Origin of the sequence: Streptococcus toyakuensis, from assembly GCF_024346585.1 — a bacterium.
GTDB classification, from domain to species: domain Bacteria; phylum Bacillota; class Bacilli; order Lactobacillales; family Streptococcaceae; genus Streptococcus; species Streptococcus toyakuensis.
Genome location: NZ_AP024523.1, coordinates 907,922 through 924,808, shown reverse-complemented (window position 1 = coordinate 924,808; position 16,887 = coordinate 907,922). Strand labels below are relative to the sequence as shown.

General features: G+C 41.8%; 17 protein-coding genes. 1 reads left to right on the top strand and 16 read right to left on the bottom strand.

The annotated features are described in order from the left end of the window. The 13 genes from pepF to ybeY all read right to left on the bottom strand — a co-directional run bounded on the left by pepF (position 1) and on the right by ybeY (position 11,484). Positions 1-1,803, bottom strand: coding sequence for an oligoendopeptidase F (gene pepF / locus STYK_RS04780; protein WP_261047672.1), 1,803 nt, complete (start codon positions 1,801-1,803; stop codon positions 1-3). A gap of 18 nt (positions 1,804-1,821) precedes the next feature. After that, the gene (locus tag STYK_RS04775) at positions 1,822-2,775 is read right to left on the bottom strand and encodes a competence protein CoiA (RefSeq protein ID WP_261805332.1); all 954 of its coding nucleotides are present in this window, start codon (positions 2,773-2,775) and stop codon (positions 1,822-1,824) included. A 72-nt stretch (positions 2,776-2,847) separates the two neighbouring features. Continuing rightward, complete coding sequence (tehB, locus tag STYK_RS04770) at positions 2,848-3,708, bottom strand: SAM-dependent methyltransferase TehB (protein ID WP_261805331.1); 861 nt, start codon at positions 3,706-3,708, stop codon at positions 2,848-2,850. A 14-nt stretch (positions 3,709-3,722) separates the two neighbouring features. Then, on the bottom strand, positions 3,723-4,190 hold the full coding sequence (gene smpB / locus STYK_RS04765) for an SsrA-binding protein SmpB (RefSeq protein ID WP_001051750.1): 468 nt from the start codon (positions 4,188-4,190) through the stop codon (positions 3,723-3,725). Beyond that, entirely contained in the window at positions 4,153-6,507 is a 2,355-nt protein-coding gene (gene rnr, locus STYK_RS04760; RefSeq protein WP_261805330.1) for a ribonuclease R, read from the bottom strand. The genes smpB and rnr overlap by 38 nt, the downstream gene beginning before the upstream one ends. A 101-nt stretch (positions 6,508-6,608) precedes the next feature. Further along, complete coding sequence (gene secG, locus STYK_RS04755; RefSeq protein WP_000282517.1) at positions 6,609-6,842, bottom strand: preprotein translocase subunit SecG; 234 nt, start codon at positions 6,840-6,842, stop codon at positions 6,609-6,611. Positions 6,843-6,881: 39 nt separating this feature from the next. After that, on the bottom strand, positions 6,882-7,031 hold the full coding sequence (gene rpmG / locus STYK_RS04750) for a 50S ribosomal protein L33 (protein WP_001809104.1): 150 nt from the start codon (positions 7,029-7,031) through the stop codon (positions 6,882-6,884). Next, positions 7,031-8,230, bottom strand: coding sequence for a multidrug efflux MFS transporter PmrA (locus tag STYK_RS04745; protein WP_049488727.1), 1,200 nt, complete (start codon positions 8,228-8,230; stop codon positions 7,031-7,033). The genes rpmG and STYK_RS04745 overlap by 1 nt, the downstream gene beginning before the upstream one ends. Then, a complete protein-coding gene (coaE, locus tag STYK_RS04740; RefSeq protein ID WP_261805329.1) occupies positions 8,217-8,822 on the bottom strand; it encodes a dephospho-CoA kinase in 606 nt (201 codons plus the stop codon). The genes STYK_RS04745 and coaE overlap by 14 nt, the downstream gene beginning before the upstream one ends. After that, positions 8,822-9,646 (bottom strand): DNA-formamidopyrimidine glycosylase, encoded by an 825-nt coding sequence (gene mutM, locus STYK_RS04735; RefSeq protein WP_164226019.1) that lies wholly within the window; start codon positions 9,644-9,646, stop codon positions 8,822-8,824. The genes coaE and mutM overlap by 1 nt, the downstream gene beginning before the upstream one ends. A 48-nt stretch (positions 9,647-9,694) precedes the next feature. Then, the gene (era, locus tag STYK_RS04730; protein ID WP_164226018.1) at positions 9,695-10,594 is read right to left on the bottom strand and encodes a GTPase Era; all 900 of its coding nucleotides are present in this window, start codon (positions 10,592-10,594) and stop codon (positions 9,695-9,697) included. Between the two features lie 16 nt (positions 10,595-10,610). Next, positions 10,611-11,006 (bottom strand): diacylglycerol kinase family protein, encoded by a 396-nt coding sequence (locus STYK_RS04725; RefSeq protein ID WP_045611476.1) that lies wholly within the window; start codon positions 11,004-11,006, stop codon positions 10,611-10,613. Then, positions 10,987-11,484 (bottom strand): rRNA maturation RNase YbeY, encoded by a 498-nt coding sequence (gene ybeY / locus STYK_RS04720; protein WP_000275156.1) that lies wholly within the window; start codon positions 11,482-11,484, stop codon positions 10,987-10,989. Before ybeY ends, STYK_RS04725 begins: the two co-directional genes overlap by 20 nt. 104 nt (positions 11,485-11,588) lie before the next feature. Between ybeY and pavA the strand changes: the two genes are divergently transcribed. Beyond that, on the top strand, positions 11,589-13,244 hold the full coding sequence (gene pavA / locus STYK_RS04715; RefSeq protein WP_261805328.1) for an Rqc2 family fibronectin-binding protein PavA: 1,656 nt from the start codon (positions 11,589-11,591) through the stop codon (positions 13,242-13,244). A 60-nt stretch (positions 13,245-13,304) separates the two neighbouring features. On the opposite strand, the gene STYK_RS04710 is transcribed toward pavA, so the two are convergent. The 3 genes from STYK_RS04710 to STYK_RS04700 all read right to left on the bottom strand — a co-directional run bounded on the left by STYK_RS04710 (position 13,305) and on the right by STYK_RS04700 (position 16,865). Next, positions 13,305-15,017 carry a glucosaminidase domain-containing protein gene (locus STYK_RS04710; protein WP_315972285.1) on the bottom strand — a complete coding sequence of 571 codons (1,713 nt, stop codon included), beginning with the start codon at positions 15,015-15,017 and terminating at the stop codon, positions 13,305-13,307. Between the two features lie 98 nt (positions 15,018-15,115). Further along, entirely contained in the window at positions 15,116-16,102 is a 987-nt protein-coding gene (locus tag STYK_RS04705) for a dihydroorotate dehydrogenase (protein ID WP_261100086.1), read from the bottom strand. After that, positions 16,065-16,865 carry a dihydroorotate dehydrogenase electron transfer subunit gene (locus STYK_RS04700; RefSeq protein ID WP_261100085.1) on the bottom strand — a complete coding sequence of 267 codons (801 nt, stop codon included), beginning with the start codon at positions 16,863-16,865 and terminating at the stop codon, positions 16,065-16,067. The genes STYK_RS04705 and STYK_RS04700 overlap by 38 nt, the downstream gene beginning before the upstream one ends. Positions 16,866-16,887 lie beyond the last annotated feature (22 nt).

Below are 16,887 nucleotides of genomic sequence, written 5' to 3'. Positions count from 1 at the left end.
TTATGCCAATCCCAATTTTTCAACAAGTGCTTCAAACTCATTTAAACGACGTTCAAAGACTGCAAAGGCATCGTTGAGATAGTCTTCCTTCTCCATATCAACACCAGCTTTTCTCATGACATTAAGTGGATAGTCAGATTTACCTGCCTTGAGGTAGTCGATATAACGGTCACGGTCTTCTTGACTACCATGAACAATCTTTTCAGCCAGGGCTGAGGCTGCTGCAAAACCTGTTGAATATTGGTATACATAGTAGTTATAGTAGAAGTGTGGAATACGTGCCCACTCGTATTGGATTTCAGGATTGTCTTCCTTACTCAGACCATAATACACTTGGTTCAAGTCTGCATAGAGTTTATTTAGGAAATCGCTTGTCAAGACTTCACCATTTTGATCCGCTTGGTGAATAGCGTGTTCAAACTCAGCAAATTGAGTTTGGCGGAAAACTGTTCCACGGAAACCATCTAGGAAGTTATTGAGAATCGCAAAGCGCGTTGCATCATCTTCCACTTCTTCCAATAATTTCTCCGTTAAGATATTTTCATTGGTAGTTGATGCAATCTCAGCCAAGAAGATAGAATAATCTCCGTAAACATAAGGCTGAGTTTCGCGAGTATAGCTGGAATGCATACTGTGACCTGTTTCATGAACAAGAGTAAAAAGATTGTCTAGATTGTCCTGCCAGTTGAGAAGCATAAAAGCATTGGTATCGTAAGAACCACCAGAGTAGGCTCCTGAACGCTTGCCTTGATTTTCGTAAACATCAATCCAACGCTCGCTGAAGGCACGTTTAACACGGCTCAAGTAATCCTCACCCAAGACTGCCAAGGCTTCTTCTGCTTTTTTCAAGGCTTCTTGGTAGGTAAAACTATATTCGACAGACGAAAGCGGAGTGTAAACATCATACATCTTGAGGTCTGAAATCCCCAAAATCTTTGAACGCAACTCCAGGTAACGATGTAAGAGTGGCAAATGCTTGCGAACTGCTGCTACCAAATTGTCATAAACACTTTCTGGAACAAAATTCGCTGCTAGGGCTGCATGACGAGCACTCTTATAGTTGCGAACTTTGGCACGGTAGTTTTGCACCTTAACATTGGTTTGCAAGGTTTTGGCATAGGTATGTTGGAATTGTTCATAAGTCGCATAAAGTGCTTGATAGGCACCACGACGCACCTCACGATTTTTAGACTCCATCAAACGTGTGTAAGTCCCATGAGATAGCTGAACTTCCTTACCATCATCGTCAAGGACATAAGGGAATACAATATCCGCATTGTCCAAGATAGCGAAGGTTTCACTTGCCGAACCAAAGATTTCTCCAGCTCCAGCCAATAATTCTTCTTCACGTTGTGATAGAACGTGTTCCTTGCCTTGTAAAAGCTTGTCAAAATAGTGTTGATAAACCTGCAATTTTGGTTGAGCCTCTAAAAAGTCAGCATACTGCTCTTCACTAATCTCCATAAATTCAGGCTCATAGAATGAAAAGGCTTGGTCTAGCTGGCTGTAGAGTGTCATTGCCTTGGCATAGTACTCTTGGTACTTGGCTTCACGTGTATCCTGATCATTCTTCATATGAGCATAGACGTAAAGCTTCTCCATCTGGCGTTCCATTTCAAGAGAAAATTCAGTAATTTCTAGTAGGCTATCCGCGCTATCCAAGAGATGACCTTCATACTGGCTTACTTTCTCCAGTTGTTCTGTTAAATCTTTTAAGGCTTCTTCCCAAGCCTGGTCAGTTGGGTAGATCGTTGATAGATCCCATGTATCTTTTTCATTTATTTCATGTCTTTGTAATACCATTAGATTCCTCCATCCTTTCTATTCTACCATATTTTTTAAGAAATATTGCTGATAAAAGGCTGGTGGATAGAGCTTTTGCCAATCATTTTGAGGATTTTCTTGATAATAGGTTTGAAAATACTGATAATAGCGAGTCAAATCTTTCTCAATTTGGCAAAAATTACCTACTAATGGTCGAATTTGTGGATACCATTCTTTTAGCCCGTAAGTCAGGAGATTTTCCCCCTTCTGGTAGGCTTCTGCTTGTTCTTTCATCCAAATAGGATTTTGATAATAGAGTTGTTGCCGGATATAGCGACAGATGTCCTTGTCCTGAGAAACTGTAAAATGAGATATTTTTTGTTTCTTATAGGGAAAACGTAATATCTCCAGTAAACTACCGTGACCATAGGGAAATTCCTTAATCTGATAATGGAGTTTACCTCGGAGATCTTGGTGAATCAGGTATTTGAGTCTTAAAACTTGTTTTTCACTGTCTAATTCCCAAACATAAAAGCCCATGTTGTGACTGAAATAGAGAAAACCTTGTTGTAGACGAGTCAAACGCTCCTTGAGCCACAGTTTTTTTCCCAGCAACCACAGTACTTGGTAACCCTGACTACGATAGCCCTCGCTACGCTCTTTAAGAACTTTTTGAGGCAAGGGACTACATTGAACCTCTAAAGCTAGATTGCCATTTACAAATACATCCGCAATCTGTTTAAGCTCTGGAAGCAGGTATTCTAATTGCACCTCGGCCTCTTTTTTCAACCAGTGATAAAGGACTTCCTTATTTTCCAGATGTTCTGGACTTTCATTTTCAGAGGAAAAATCACAGTCTTTTAAGGTTTTGTGGGCAAAATGGATCCGGACACTTGGTCCTTGACGCAAACGGAGCTGACCTCCACAAGCTGGGCAGGTGTATGCTTGCTTCTCAAGCTTATCCTCTAACACATTTACCAATTCTCCCCTAGAATCTCTCGCAACAAACATGATTTCCCTCCTTTTCTATATTATTCGTAAAAAAGAAAAAAGATCAGGAAAATTCCTAATCTTCATTCATGTTTATTTGATTTTCTTAGCTAGCATGGTCGCAAAGCGTAGTTGAATACGATTGCCATTCTCATCGCGACGGTGAAGATGGCCAGGATTTTCATTGTACTTAACCAATTCCCAGTCCTTGTAATAGTCTGCCAATTCTCCTTCTTTAAAGGTGAATGGGAAGTTCACAGAGCAAGGATAATCCTCCGTGTCCATAGCACAAACGATAAGATTGTAACCACCAACACTGGTTTTCTCCTGCTTATTTTGAATAATAGCTGGAATGCGGTCCGCTTGTAGAAACATGAGAACAACTGTTGAAACGATAAAATCATATTCTTTCCCAATACTGGCTGAATTGATATCGTAAAGACCAACAGGCATATCTAGGTCTTCCTGCTCAACAATGCTTTGCAAGATTTCAAGAGATAATTCATTTTGATCTACAGCTGTCACATCAAAACCATTCTGTGCAAGAAAGAGAGAGTTACGGCCCTGACCACAGCCCAAATCCAAGGCTTTCCCTGGTTTTACTGTCTGCATTGCCTCTAGGACCTCTGAATGAACAGGATTGGTATTGTATTTCTTAGGAAAATAATCCTCAGGTTTACAATAAAATTCCAAGTACCATTCTACATCGTCTGTTACAGCCTCCACTCGGTGCCAGGCTTGTGGTTGCGCCATTGGATTGTCAGCCCCTGCTTCAAATAGGTGTTCAGCTAGAACCTCACCATCCTCTGTCAATTCAATAAACTTGAGAGTTCCTTTTAAAACAGTAATCTTGCCCCAAGTCCCAACCTTGGTATTGTGCTTTTGCTGAACAGCCTCTGGCATGGTTTCTTTAGTCCACAAAGGCATGCGTTTATAGGCAACTAGTTTTTCCATCTTCATTCCTCTTTTTATCGCTGATTAACAGCTTTCATAACACGCGCGATGTCGCGGTTTTGCTCACGTCGTTTGATAGACTCCCGTTTATCGTAGTCATGCTTCCCTTTAGCTAGGCCTAAAAGGAGCTTGGCATAGCCATCTTTGATATAGACTTTAAGGGGAACCAGGGTCATTCCTGTTCCTTTAGTCTCTTGTTCCAATTTTTGAATTTGCTTTTTATGGAGTAAGAGTTTTCGACGACGTTCTGGTTCTTGGTTCCAGATATTGCCCTCTTCGTAAGGAGCGATATGAACATTGCTCAGCCATACCTCCCCATTTTTTACTTGGGCAAAGCCATCCTTGAGATTGATTCGAGCTGCTCGTACACTCTTGATTTCAGTTCCAGTCAGGACCATCCCTGCCTCTAGCGTATCTACGATTGTATAGTCGTGGCGCGCCTTTTTATTTTGTGCGACGACCTTTCCCTCGCCCTTTGCCATGCTTGGCTCCTTTCTTAGCTACTTCCTTGTAAAAGGGTTTCTTTCCTTTTTTCTTCTTGTCTTTTTGTGAATGCTTGCGCTTATCATTTGAGCGTCCTGATTTTCTCTTATCTTCCTTCTTATCTGAACGACGACTTGAACCACGCCCTCTATCATTACGATTAGACTGTTTCAAGCCTTTTTCAATCACATCAAACTCACTTGGAATATAAGAGAAGTCAATTTCACCAGTCATCTTATCCGCTCTTTCAACTCGAATACGAATCTGTTGTCCTACACGGAAGGTAATACCTGATTTCTCTCCACGAAGAGTCAAATCACGCTCATTGAAATGATAAAATTCAGGTAGATTAGTGATGTGAATCAAGCCTTCAACTGTGTTTGGCAATTCAACAAAGAGACCGAATTTAACGATGCTAGACACAACCGCATCGTACTCTTCGCCCACGTATTCTTCCATGTACTCAGCCTTTTTCATGGCTTCGACTTCACGCTCAGCCTCAATAGCACGACGCTCACGGTTGGAAGACTGGGTCGCAATCTCTGGAATTACTTGTTCAAAATGCTCGGCTATTTCCTTAGAACGGCCGTAGTCCCGAATCATACGGTGAACAAGGAGGTCCGGATAACGACGAATCGGACTAGTAAAGTGAGTATAATAATCAGCCGCTAATCCATAGTGACCGTGATTGTGCTCTGAATAGCGAGCCTGCTGCATGGATCGAAGAAGCATCATGGACAAGACATCTGCATAAAGTTCTCCCTCAACAGCACGCATGATGTCTTGGAGAGCCTCCTGGCTAATCTCACTGGCAGTCCCATAAATGCGCAAGCCAAAACTCGAAGCATAATCAATAAACTTCTGAACCTTTTCAGCCTTAGGCTCCTCGTGAATCCGATAGATAAAAGGCAAATCCAACTTGCTGAAATGCTCGGCAACTGTTTCGTTGGCCATCAACATAAAAGACTCAATCATCCGCTCGGCAACACCACGCTGACGAAGAACGATATCAACAGGCTTACCTTGTTTATCCACTAAAATCTTGGCTTCATTGGTATCGAAATTGAGGGCTCCACGTTTCACACGCATGTTTTCTAAAGTTTCATGAAGTTTGGCCATGAGTTCGATACTAAGAACAATTTTCTGATATTCTTGTCGCTTTTCCTCGTCGCCAGCTAGGATATCATTGACATCGCTATAAGTCATACGGAAACTGGTCTTGATAACTGTTTGTGTAATGGTATAGTTGACCACACGACCATGTTTATCAATCTCCATAATGGCAGACTGGGTCAGGCGGTCAACTTGAGGATTGAGGGAGCAGATACCATTTGACAGTCGTTCTGGAAGCATTGGGACCACACGGTCTGTCACATAGACAGAAGTCGCGCGATTAAGGGCTTCCTTATCAAGAGCCGAACCCTCAGTCACATAGTAGGAAACATCTGCTATGTGAACTCCAAGCTCCAGATTTCCATTTTTCAATGCTTTGATATGCACGGCATCGTCCAAATCCTTGGCATCCGCACCGTCAATGGTAAAGGTAATCTCATCTCTCAAATCCAGACGGCCTTCCATATCCTTTTGAGACGGAGCATCAGGCACACTTTCTGCTTCCTTGATAACAGCTTCTGGAAACTCGGATACAATGTCCATAGACTCCAAAACCTCAAGAACATCAATTCCGACATCCGTTGAATACCCCACCACATCTAGAACACTCGCGACAAAGAAATCGTGTTTCTTGCTTGGGTATTTATCGATAAAGACCTTGAGAACTTCGGTTCCCTCGAGTTTAAGGGCTGGTTTCTTAACATAGATGGGTTGGCTGATTTTCTGGTTTTTCGAACGGATGTAGCCAGCATACTTAGGCTTTTCCTGATCCAGAACGATTTGACCGACTACGGTTGTCAGACTGTGTTCTAAGATATCGATAATTTTTGCTTCCGCTGCTGTTCCCTTATTGCGGTCAGCGACTTTCTTGATGACGACCTCAACGGTATCACCATCAATAGCATAGTTGACATCGTTTTTTCCTACAAAAAGGTCGTCCTCCTCGCCTTCCAGACTAACAAAGCCAAAGCCATTTTTATGAGCATGAAAAATCCCCTTGAGAGTAATCTCATGTTTTTTCTTGACTTCCAAGGTCAGACTTCCATCTTCTTCAAAGCGTATCTGGTGCTTTCTTTCCATTAAGGACAAGGTTTTAATCAACTCACGAAAATCCTTGGAACCGTCTTTTCCCAAAGCCTGAGCCAAGTCATTGACAGTTACCTTTCCCTTATCTTGTAAATATTCTTTTATTCTGTCTTTCATATTTTCTTTCTAGATTTTTTAATTTTCTTTTACTGTAAAACCTTCTCAAATATCATTTAGAAATAAAAATAGGCAAAGACCTAGTCCTGCCCATTATTTTCTTATCTACTTGATAATACCGTCAATGCTAAGGCAATGGCTAGCCAGAAAAAGACTAAAATCCCTGTCAAACGCTGCATTACAGCTTCAAAACCGCGTGCTTTACTGCGTTCAAACAAATCACCTGAGCTGGCATCAAATACATTGCTGGATTGGTTTTTGGTTGGTTGCATGAAAATCGCAATCACAATCACAACAGATAATACTAATAAAATGGTTAATAATAGGTTATACATATCAAACTCCTTAAAATCCCTATTATTTTACCATAAAATCTACTTAGATTCAAGATGTAGGGTTACTTTTCTTTCCTTGGGACAATACTTTAAAACCTCAATCTTGTCTGGATGGGTTTTTGAATTTTTACTGGTTAGGTAATTGATACTGCCACAAGAGGAGCATTTGAGATTGATTTTTACTCGCACTAGATTTCCTTTACTTTTAATAATGTTCGAAATTGAAGCAGGTTAAAGAGACAACTAAAGGCAACACAAAGGCTTGTCGCATAAAAGACAGCATGGTAGCCAAATTGACCTGCTACTGCAGAACCTGCCATAGGCCCAACGACACCTCCCAGATAAAAGAATACCTGATTGAAGGCAAAGACCCTTGAAATACCGGCTTTGGGAGTCATCTTGCTGAGAAGGGCATTGACTCCGGGAATCAAGGCACCGGTTCCCAATCCAAAGAGGAAACGATAAAGTCCTAGTTGAAGAGGGCTAGAGGCATTGGCACAGAGGAGATAGATGATGACTGAATAAAACTGGGCTACAACTAAGAGGCGATGGTTGCCCACCTTGTCACCTAGCTTGCCCATGACTCCTGCACTCATCATACTGGAAAAGCCCATACTGGATACAATCAAACCAGAGACAAAAAGAAGATTCTCTGTCTGCCCTAAGTCGCGTACATAAAGAGCCAAAATAGGGCCAATCGATTGAGCTGAAAATTGGATGACAAAACTGGTCAGAAAGAGGTTGACCAAAAGATAGGGATATTTAACTGATGTAAATAATTCCTTGGTTGGGATGACCTTTTCCTTGGCTACTGGTTGAAAATCTTCCTTGATAAAGCAAATAGTCAAAACAGCAGCTAAAAATAGAAAGCTACCAACCAGTAAAAAGACAGTACGAATGCCAAATAATTCTGCAATAAAGCCACCGATAAAGGGACCCGTTAGAGTACCTGCAACTACGCCTGTAGACAAAGTACCTAAGGCAGAGCCTGATTTCTCCTTGGGAACCTGACTGGCTATCAGGGCTGTTGCATTGGGAACAAAACCCGCAAATACACCATTCAGTAAACGAAGAAAGATTAACCAATAGATATTTGGTACAAAGGCTAAGCCTCCCATAGTAATGGTCATGGCAAGCCCAGCTCGAATCATCATGGGCTTTCGACCGTATTTGTCAGCAAGAATGCCCCAGATAGGAGAGAAAAGTGCTGCAGAAATGGCAGAGACAGAAATAGCTAATCCTGCATAAAAAGCAGCTTGATCACTCCCTACACCTAGATTTTCCACAAAGATGGGCATAAAAGGCACAACTAAGGAAATACTGGCTCCTGTCAGAAAATTACCAAACCAGGCAATGCGCAGATTATCCTTCCAGTTAATCTCTGTCATCTTGCTTACCTCCCTCAAGCAGGGAGAACACCTGAGTAAGAAGCTGGTCTTGATTTCCATTGTTGTTTAAAACATGGCTGGCCAAATCTTTCTTTTTCTCTAAAGGCCACTGGGCTGCCAGACGAGACTCAGCTTCATCTTTGGACAACTGGTCCCTTTTCATTAAGCGTTCTACTTGGACATCTCGTTCCACATAGACCAACCATGTCTCATCAAACCAAGCGCTGTAGTCCTGCTCAAAAAGCAGGGGAATATCCATGAAAAAAATCTCTTCTGTCTGAGCCAATTGGTCTCTTAATGTAGCTAGTTCCTCACGGATAATCTCTCCTTGGATTTGCTTAGACCATTCTCGTTCTTCAGGATTTGAAAAGATAAGACTAGCTAGGAGAGGGCGATTAAGTTCTCCGTTTTCAAGGATGATTTCTTGCCCAAAGTGCTGGACTAGAGCCTGAAACAGACGACCACCAGGTTTCTGTAGTTGGTGAACGACTGCGTCGGCATCCACTACTTGAAAGCCTTGCTTTCTTAGAAAATTTGTCACGGTTGACTTACCAGAGGCAATTCCTCCTGTGATTCCAATGATTTTTCCCATCAGTCTCTCCTTTGACAGTTTGGACAAAAGTGGGTGCCTCGTCCGCCTAGTTGGATTTTCTCAATGATGGTGGCACAACGTGAACATTCTTGACCAGCCTTGTCATAGACCTGATGAAAATCCTGCATGGTTCCATCTTCCCCAAAGGCATTGGTATAGGTCCGAATGGTGGAACCACCTTTTTCAACAGCCTGTCCTAATACAGCAATGGTCTGGTCATGAATAGCTGTCACTTCTACTGCTGTCAAAGTCTGGGAAGGTCTAGCCGGATGAACCTGAGCTCGCCAGAGAACCTCATCCACATAGATATTGCCAAGTCCAGCTACCAAAGTCTGGTCTAAAAGATGGGATTTGATAGGCTTTTTAGATTTAGTTAGAGCAGCTTGAAAGACCTGCACATCAAAGTCTTGCTCGCTTGGTTCAGGACCTATTTTTTTAGAAATAAAATAGGTGTCCAAAAGGTCAGGAGACAAGAGTTCCATAGTACCAAACTTGCGTACATCCTCATAAACAAGCGTTCCACCGTCCTCAAACTGAAAGAAAACATGGGCATGCTTGCGTTCAGGTACTTGGTCTGGATAGTAAAAATACTTGCCCTCCATCCGCAGATGCGAAATCAAGACCTTGTCTGTCAGATAAAAAAGCAAATATTTACCACGACGTCCCATTGACTCAACAACTTGACCAGACACTTCCTTTCGAAACTCGTCCAAATCCATCTTAATCATCTTGGGATAACGAATTTCTACACTCGAAATCTTCTTACCCAAAATCAATTTTTCCAAGCCACGACGAACGGTTTCAACCTCAGGTAATTCAGGCATAAGTCCTCCTTCTGTAAAAACAAGAAGCAGGCATGAGCCCACCTCTACTTAGTATTCTTTTTCATTATAGCCAAAGTCAGCCAAATCTAGCTTTTTATCACGCCAGTTTTTCTTGACCTTGACCCAAGTTTCTAGGAAGACCTTGTCTCCTAGCATGAGTTCGATATCACGACGGGCCATACTACCAATTTTCTTAAGCATAACACCACCTTTACCGATGATAATCCCTTTTTGACTATCACGCTCGACCATGATGGTTGCACGGATGTGAACCTTGTCTGTCTCTTCATCTCGTTTCATAGAATCCACTACTACTGCAACAGAATGCGGAATTTCTTCACGAGTTAGGTGCAAGACTTTCTCGCGAACCATTTCAGAAACCAAGAATCGTTCTGGATGATCTGTGATTTGATCAGACGGAAAATATTGGAAACCTTCGTCCAGATTTTCACTCAAAATATCCACTAGACGAGAGACGTTATTCCCTTGAAGAGCTGAGATTGGAATGATTTCCTTAAAGTCCATTTGATTACGGAAGTCATCAATCTGAGACAAAAGCTGGTCTGGGTGGACCTTATCAATCTTGTTCACCACCAGAATAACAGGAATCTTAGCAGCCTTAAGACGCTCGATAATCATGTCGTCGCCCTTACCACGCGCCTCATCCGCAGGTACCATGAAAAGAACGGTGTCCACTTCGCGAAGGGTACTGTAGGCAGACTCAACCATGAAATCTCCGAGAGCTGTTTTAGGCTTGTGAATCCCTGGCGTATCGATAAAGACGATTTGTTCCTTATCAGTCGTGTAAATTCCCATGATTTTGTTGCGCGTTGTCTGCGCCTTGTCACTCATGATGGCGATTTTTTGCCCCATAACGTGATTCAAAAAAGTTGACTTCCCAACGTTGGGACGTCCTAAAATGGCTACAAAGCCTGATTTAAAAGTCATAATTTCCTCTTACTGTTTAAAATAATAAATCCCAGATTCGTGGGAGAAAAATCAATGCGCCTGTTAAGGCCGCGAAAAGAGAGACCACTAATACCGCGCCAGCCGCCATATCCTTGGCATTTTTAGCCAGCATGGAAAAGTGATAGTGACTGGCCAAATCCACCACATTTTCAATAGCAGAATTGATAATTTCAAAGGCTACTACCAAGAAAATGCTCAATAGGAGAAAGAGCCATTCGATTCGTGACACCTGAAAAATAAAACCTGCAAGGATGACCACTAGAGCCGTCACTGCATGTTTTCGCATATTGCGTTCTTCCTTGATAGCAGTAAAAATACCTGTCAAAGCAAATTCTAAACTGGATATCAGGTCACGATTTTTCCATTTTCGTTTATTGTCTTGTGAGTCCATAGGCTGTCAAAATTTCTTCTTGTAAACCGAACATCTCCGCTTCTTCTTCCGGAGTGTAGTGATCATAGCCGTTGATATGTAAAAAGCCGTGCACTGCCAAGAAGCCCATCTCACGCTCAAAGCTGTGGCCATATTCCTCAGCCTGCTCATGAGCCTTATCGATAGAGATGAACAGTTCCCCAATATAGGCATCAAACTCAGACATCATCTCTGCCAATTCTGGATTTTCAAGTAAATCCTCTTCGTCAAAGGCAATTTCCAACTCTGGCTTATATTCAAGGCTGATGACATCTGTCGGACGGTCTGTGTCACGGTACTCCAGATTAAGTTCATGACTACGCTCATTGGTCACAAAAGTGACTGCCATCTCCTTGTCTTCTTTTCCTAATTTTTGGGCTGCAAATTCCAAAATTTCTTGGGTTTGTTGCAACATTTCTTTTGAAACTTGACCAGTTTCATCTACCATTTCAATATACATGTGCTTCTCGTTTCTCTTTACTTGGCTTTATTATACCATATTTCCATGATTTTATTCTACCTTTTTGATATAATACTATGGAATACAATCACAAGGAGAGAACGATGTCATTTGACGGATTTTTTTTACACCACATGGTTGAGGAATTGCGAAGAGAATTAGTGAACGGTCGCATTCAGAAAATCAATCAACCTTTTGAACAAGAGTTGGTCTTGCAAATCCGTAGCAATCGCCAAAGTCATCGCCTGCTCCTTTCTGCCCATCCAGTTTTTGGACGCATTCAGCTGACCCAAACGACTTTTGAAAATCCAGCTCAACCTTCCACCTTTATCATGGTTTTGAGAAAATATTTGCAGGGTGCCCTGATTGAGTCGATTGAGCAAGTGGAAAATGACCGTATTGTGGAAATGACAGTTTCCAATAAAAACGAGATTGGAGACCATATCCAGGCTACCTTGATTATTGAGATTATGGGTAAACACAGTAATATTCTACTGGTTGATAAAAGTAGCCACAAAATCCTCGAAGTCATCAAACATGTTGGTTTTTCACAAAATAGCTACCGTACCTTGCTTCCTGGGTCGACCTACATCGCTCCGCCAAGTACGGAATCTCTCAATCCTTTTACAATCAAGGACGAGAAACTCTTTGAAATCCTACAAACACAGGAAACGACAGCTAAAAACCTTCAAAGCCTCTTTCAAGGTCTGGGACGCGATACGGCAAATGAATTGGAAAACATTCTGATTATTGATAAACTATCTACTTTCCGAAACTTTTTCAATCAAGAAACCAAACCATGCTTGACTGAGACTTCCTTCAGCCCAGTTCCTTTTGCAAATCAGGTGGGAGAGCCTTTTTCCAGTCTTTCTGATTTGTTGGACACCTACTATAAGGATAAGGCTGAGCGCGACCGCGTCAAACAGCAAGCTAGTGAACTCATTCGTCGTGTTGAAAATGAACTTCAAAAAAATCGTCATAAGCTGAAAAAACAAGAAAAAGAGTTACTGGCGACAGACAATGCTGAAGAATTTCGTCAAAAAGGAGAATTGCTGACAACCTTCCTTCATCAAGTGCCAAACGACCAAGACCAGGTTATCCTAGACAACTACTACACCAACCAACCTATCACGATTGCGCTTGATAAGGCCTTGACTCCCAACCAGAATGCCCAACGCTATTTTAAACGGTATCAGAAACTCAAAGAAGCTGTCAAATACTTGACTGATCTGATTGAGGAAACCAAGGCAACCATTCTCTATCTGGAAAGTGTAGAAACCGTCCTTAACCAAGCTGGACTGGAAGAAATCACTGAAATCCGTGAAGAATTGATTCAAACTGGCTTTATCCGCAGAAGACAACGGGAGAAAATCCAGAAACGCAAAAAGCCAGAACAATATCTAGCAAGCGATGGCAAAACCATCATCTATGTCGGCCGAAACAACCTACAAAACGAGGAGTTAACCTTTAAAATGGCCCGCAAGGAGGAACTTTGGTTCCATGCCAAGAATATCCCTGGAAGCCACGTTGTCATCTCAGGCAATCTTGATCCTTCCGATGAAGTCAAGACAGACGCGGCAGAACTAGCCGCCTACTTCTCTCAAGGTCGCCTGTCGAATCTGGTGCAGGTGGATATGATCGAAGTCAAAAAACTCAACAAACCAACTGGTGGAAAACCCGGCTTTGTCACTTACACAGGGCAAAAGACCCTCCGTGTCACACCAGATCCAGAAAAAATCGCATCCATGAAAAAATCCTGATTTTACTTGAAATCAGGATTTTTAACTTACTATTCACTCAAATCATATCCAATTATAGGACTAATCTTTGCCACCTAGTTTCTCATTGATTTTCATCATCACACTAGCAATTTTTTCACCCCAATAAGGGTCTGAGGCATATTCAACATTCATACCAGACGCCTTGTTTCCAAGGAAAGTTCTGCCCCTATCGATATAATTTTCCTTAATCCACTTGCTTGCACCTAAAATTCCCTTATCCACATCATCAAATGTCTTGGCAGAAAGGTAAGGAGTCGTATCATAGGCTGTAATTCCAAAGAAATTATTCTTATCTTTGGCAATCTTGCTACGTCCCCAGTCGCTTTCTAAGGCACTATGGGCAAGAAGGTAAAGGGCATTGATATGGTAATGTTCTTCGGCTTCCTTAAAGGTAGCTCCCTTGTTCTCCAAGAGACTATTATTAATATTTAGCAGACTAAATACCTTATCCAAGTCTTCAGCACTATAGTTTGTAACCTCTGTCAAGTCTTTGAAAAGGAAGGGATTCTCAAGCTTAAAACCATCAAAATGCAGGCCATCTGCCGAATAATATTTCTTGCCTACTTCCATATAAGAAAGATGAGCAGCTACTGGGATACTAGCATTCTGAGCCACATAGTGATAAAAACGATGTCCATCACTCTCATAATAAGGGATAAAATCCTTGCTAGCATCTAGTGCTTGTAAATCTTCTGTTTTCATATAGCCTGACAAACCAGAAATAGTAATAGCCAGGCGCTTGTCATCACTTTTTCTATCCTTATCTAGCCAAACAACACTACCTTGCGATATATAGGAGAGCTTTTCACCATCTGCATTATAGACATTTGCTGTGACAGGTACTACTTGATAATAAGCAGCATTTTCATTTGTAGCTTTTTCTCCAAGCCATTTACCGTCGCTTCCAAGCTGATGACCATCAATAGTCTCATTTTTTGCCATGTAGCCACCGGATTTGAAGTAGTACCAGGCTTGACTTTTAGAATCGTATACCCATTCTTTCTCAGCCATTTTGCCATCAGACTTGAGATAAAACCATGACTCCTTATCCAAAATCCATTCATTAACTGCCATATAGCCACCGGATTTTAGATAATAATAGTGACCATTTTCGAAAATCCATTCTTTATCAGCATGATTTCCATTTTCTTTGATATAAAACCAAGATTGGTATTGTTTGTCAAAAAGCCAACCTTGCTGTACTTTAGCACCGCTAGCACTCACATAAGCCTGTTCAATCCACTGACTTGTCAGTAAATAACCACCGGATTTGAAATAATAGTCCTTGCCCTTAATTTGGAGCCATTCTTTCTCTGCGTGTTGTCCATCTGCTTTGATATAAAACCAAGCGTCGTATTGAGAATCATAGACCCAATTTTCTATTACCTTGGCACCTGTTGCACCAACATAGGAAGTTCCTACCCAAGCATTTCTTTTCAGCTTTCCATTTTGGTCAAGATAATAGAATGCTCCCTTGTCTTCTATCCATTCTGACTTGGCCATATAGCCACCAGATTTGAGGTAAAAATAGTCGTCACCTTGTTTCAGCCATTCATTTTCAGCATAGTTGGCATCTGCTTTTATATAAAACCAAGATTGATAATGAGCATCAAAGACCCACTCATTGGATGCTTGACTGCCATCTGCTTTCAGGTATTGTTTTCCTTGCCAAGTACCATCACTGGCCATTACACCCTCTGGACTAGCTAAGAAAAATAGCAGGGCTAAAAAAATAAATCTTACTTTCTTCATTAACCTTCTTCCTCTGTTCTTACTCATTTCATTATATCAAAATTCTCTATAATCAACATTACAAACTCATAAAAAATCAAGAACAGATTGATTGCAGTTTACCTCAGAGACTCTTTTACTTCCTTGCGAAGATTTTCTAGACTGCTGATACTATATTTATCCATAACCTTTGGTAAATTTTCGATGATGTCAGGACAGGCGTAAGGATTGGTAAAGTTGGCTGTTCCAACTCCAATAGCAGATGCTCCAGCCAGATACATTTCTAGGGCAGCTTCAGCCGAATCCACTCCTCCCATTCCAATGATAGGCAGGTCTGTTGTTTGGGCGACTTGGCGGATGAGTTTGAGGGCTACTGGAAAAACTGCTGGACCAGACATTCCACCTGTTCCATTGGCCAATATTGGTTTTCTAGTTTTGAGGTCAAAGCGCATTCCAACTAGAGTATTGATCATGGTTAATCCACATGCCCCCGCATCTTCTGCAGCTTTTGCGACAGTAACGATATCGGTCACACTCGGGGTTAATTTGACATAAACTGGCACATCAGACGCTTCTACAGCTGCTTTCACCACATCATAAGCTAAATCTGGATCTTGACCAATCAAAAGTCCGTGATTACAGTGGTCAACATTGGGACAAGAAATATTGAGCTCGATAGCCTTTACATTAGCTGCCTTGGAAATACCACTAGAAACGGCCGCATACTCTTGTTTTGAAAAACCAGCCACATTGGCAATAATAGGAAGATTTGGATATTCTCTTTCCAGCCAAGGTAACTTTTCAGCCAAAACAACTTCCAAACCAGGATTTTGCAAGCCAATTGCATTGAGCATACCAGCAGGTGTCTCTGCCACCCTTGGAGTTGGATTGCCAAAGCGTGGTTCAAGGGTTGTCGCCTTGATCATAATAGAACCTAAAAGGTCTAAATCATAGTACTTAGCATACTCTTGTCCAAAGCCAAAACAACCTGATGCTGGAATAATCGGATTTTTCAAATCCAAGCCTGGTAGAGAAACTTGTAAACGATTTGTAGTCATAATTTTCTCCTTATAATACAACTGTTCCTGTGCGGAAAACAGGGCCATCTTCACAGACACGTTGGCTGACCGTCTCGCTTTCTGGCACTTTTAGGACGCAGGCATAGCAGGCACCCATCCCACAAGCCATACGAGATTCCAAAGATAGATAGGCTCTTGGATGGTTATAGAAGGTTTGATTGATATACTTCATCATTCCAGGTGCCCCACATGAGTAAACAGCATCAAATTGATTGTCTAAATCCTTGATAACAACTGACACATTTCCCTTGATACCATAAGAACCATCATCTGTCGTTACAAAGACTTGACCATATTGAGCTAATTCCGTCTCTAAAATAACAGCATCCTTAGTCGCAAAACCAAGAACAGTCACTACTTTTACTCCACGCGCATGCAATTCCTTGGCCACCTCAAGCAAGGGCGGAACACCAATCCCCCCACCAACAAGGAGAACCTGACTCTGCTCATCAAGATCAGACAAGTCAAAGCCATTCCCCTGAGGTCCCATCACATCAAGAGTATCTCCCTGACTTAAGGTTGAAAAAATAGCTGTACCAGCACCTTCAATCCGATAAATGAGGTGACACTGCTTGTTAATCTTATCAATAGACGAAATTGAAATAGGGCGACGCAAGAGATGGGCATCATCAGGCACACGCAGATGAAGAAATTGGCCTGCTCGCATGGCTTCAACCATTTCCCCCTCTAGGACTAATTCAAAGATTGCTGGCGCGATTTCCTCCTGTGCAACCACCTTCATGGTTTCCAAACGAATGGCACCCAAACGTTTCTTACATGTGGGATTCATGACTTTTCCTCCTTAAATTTTA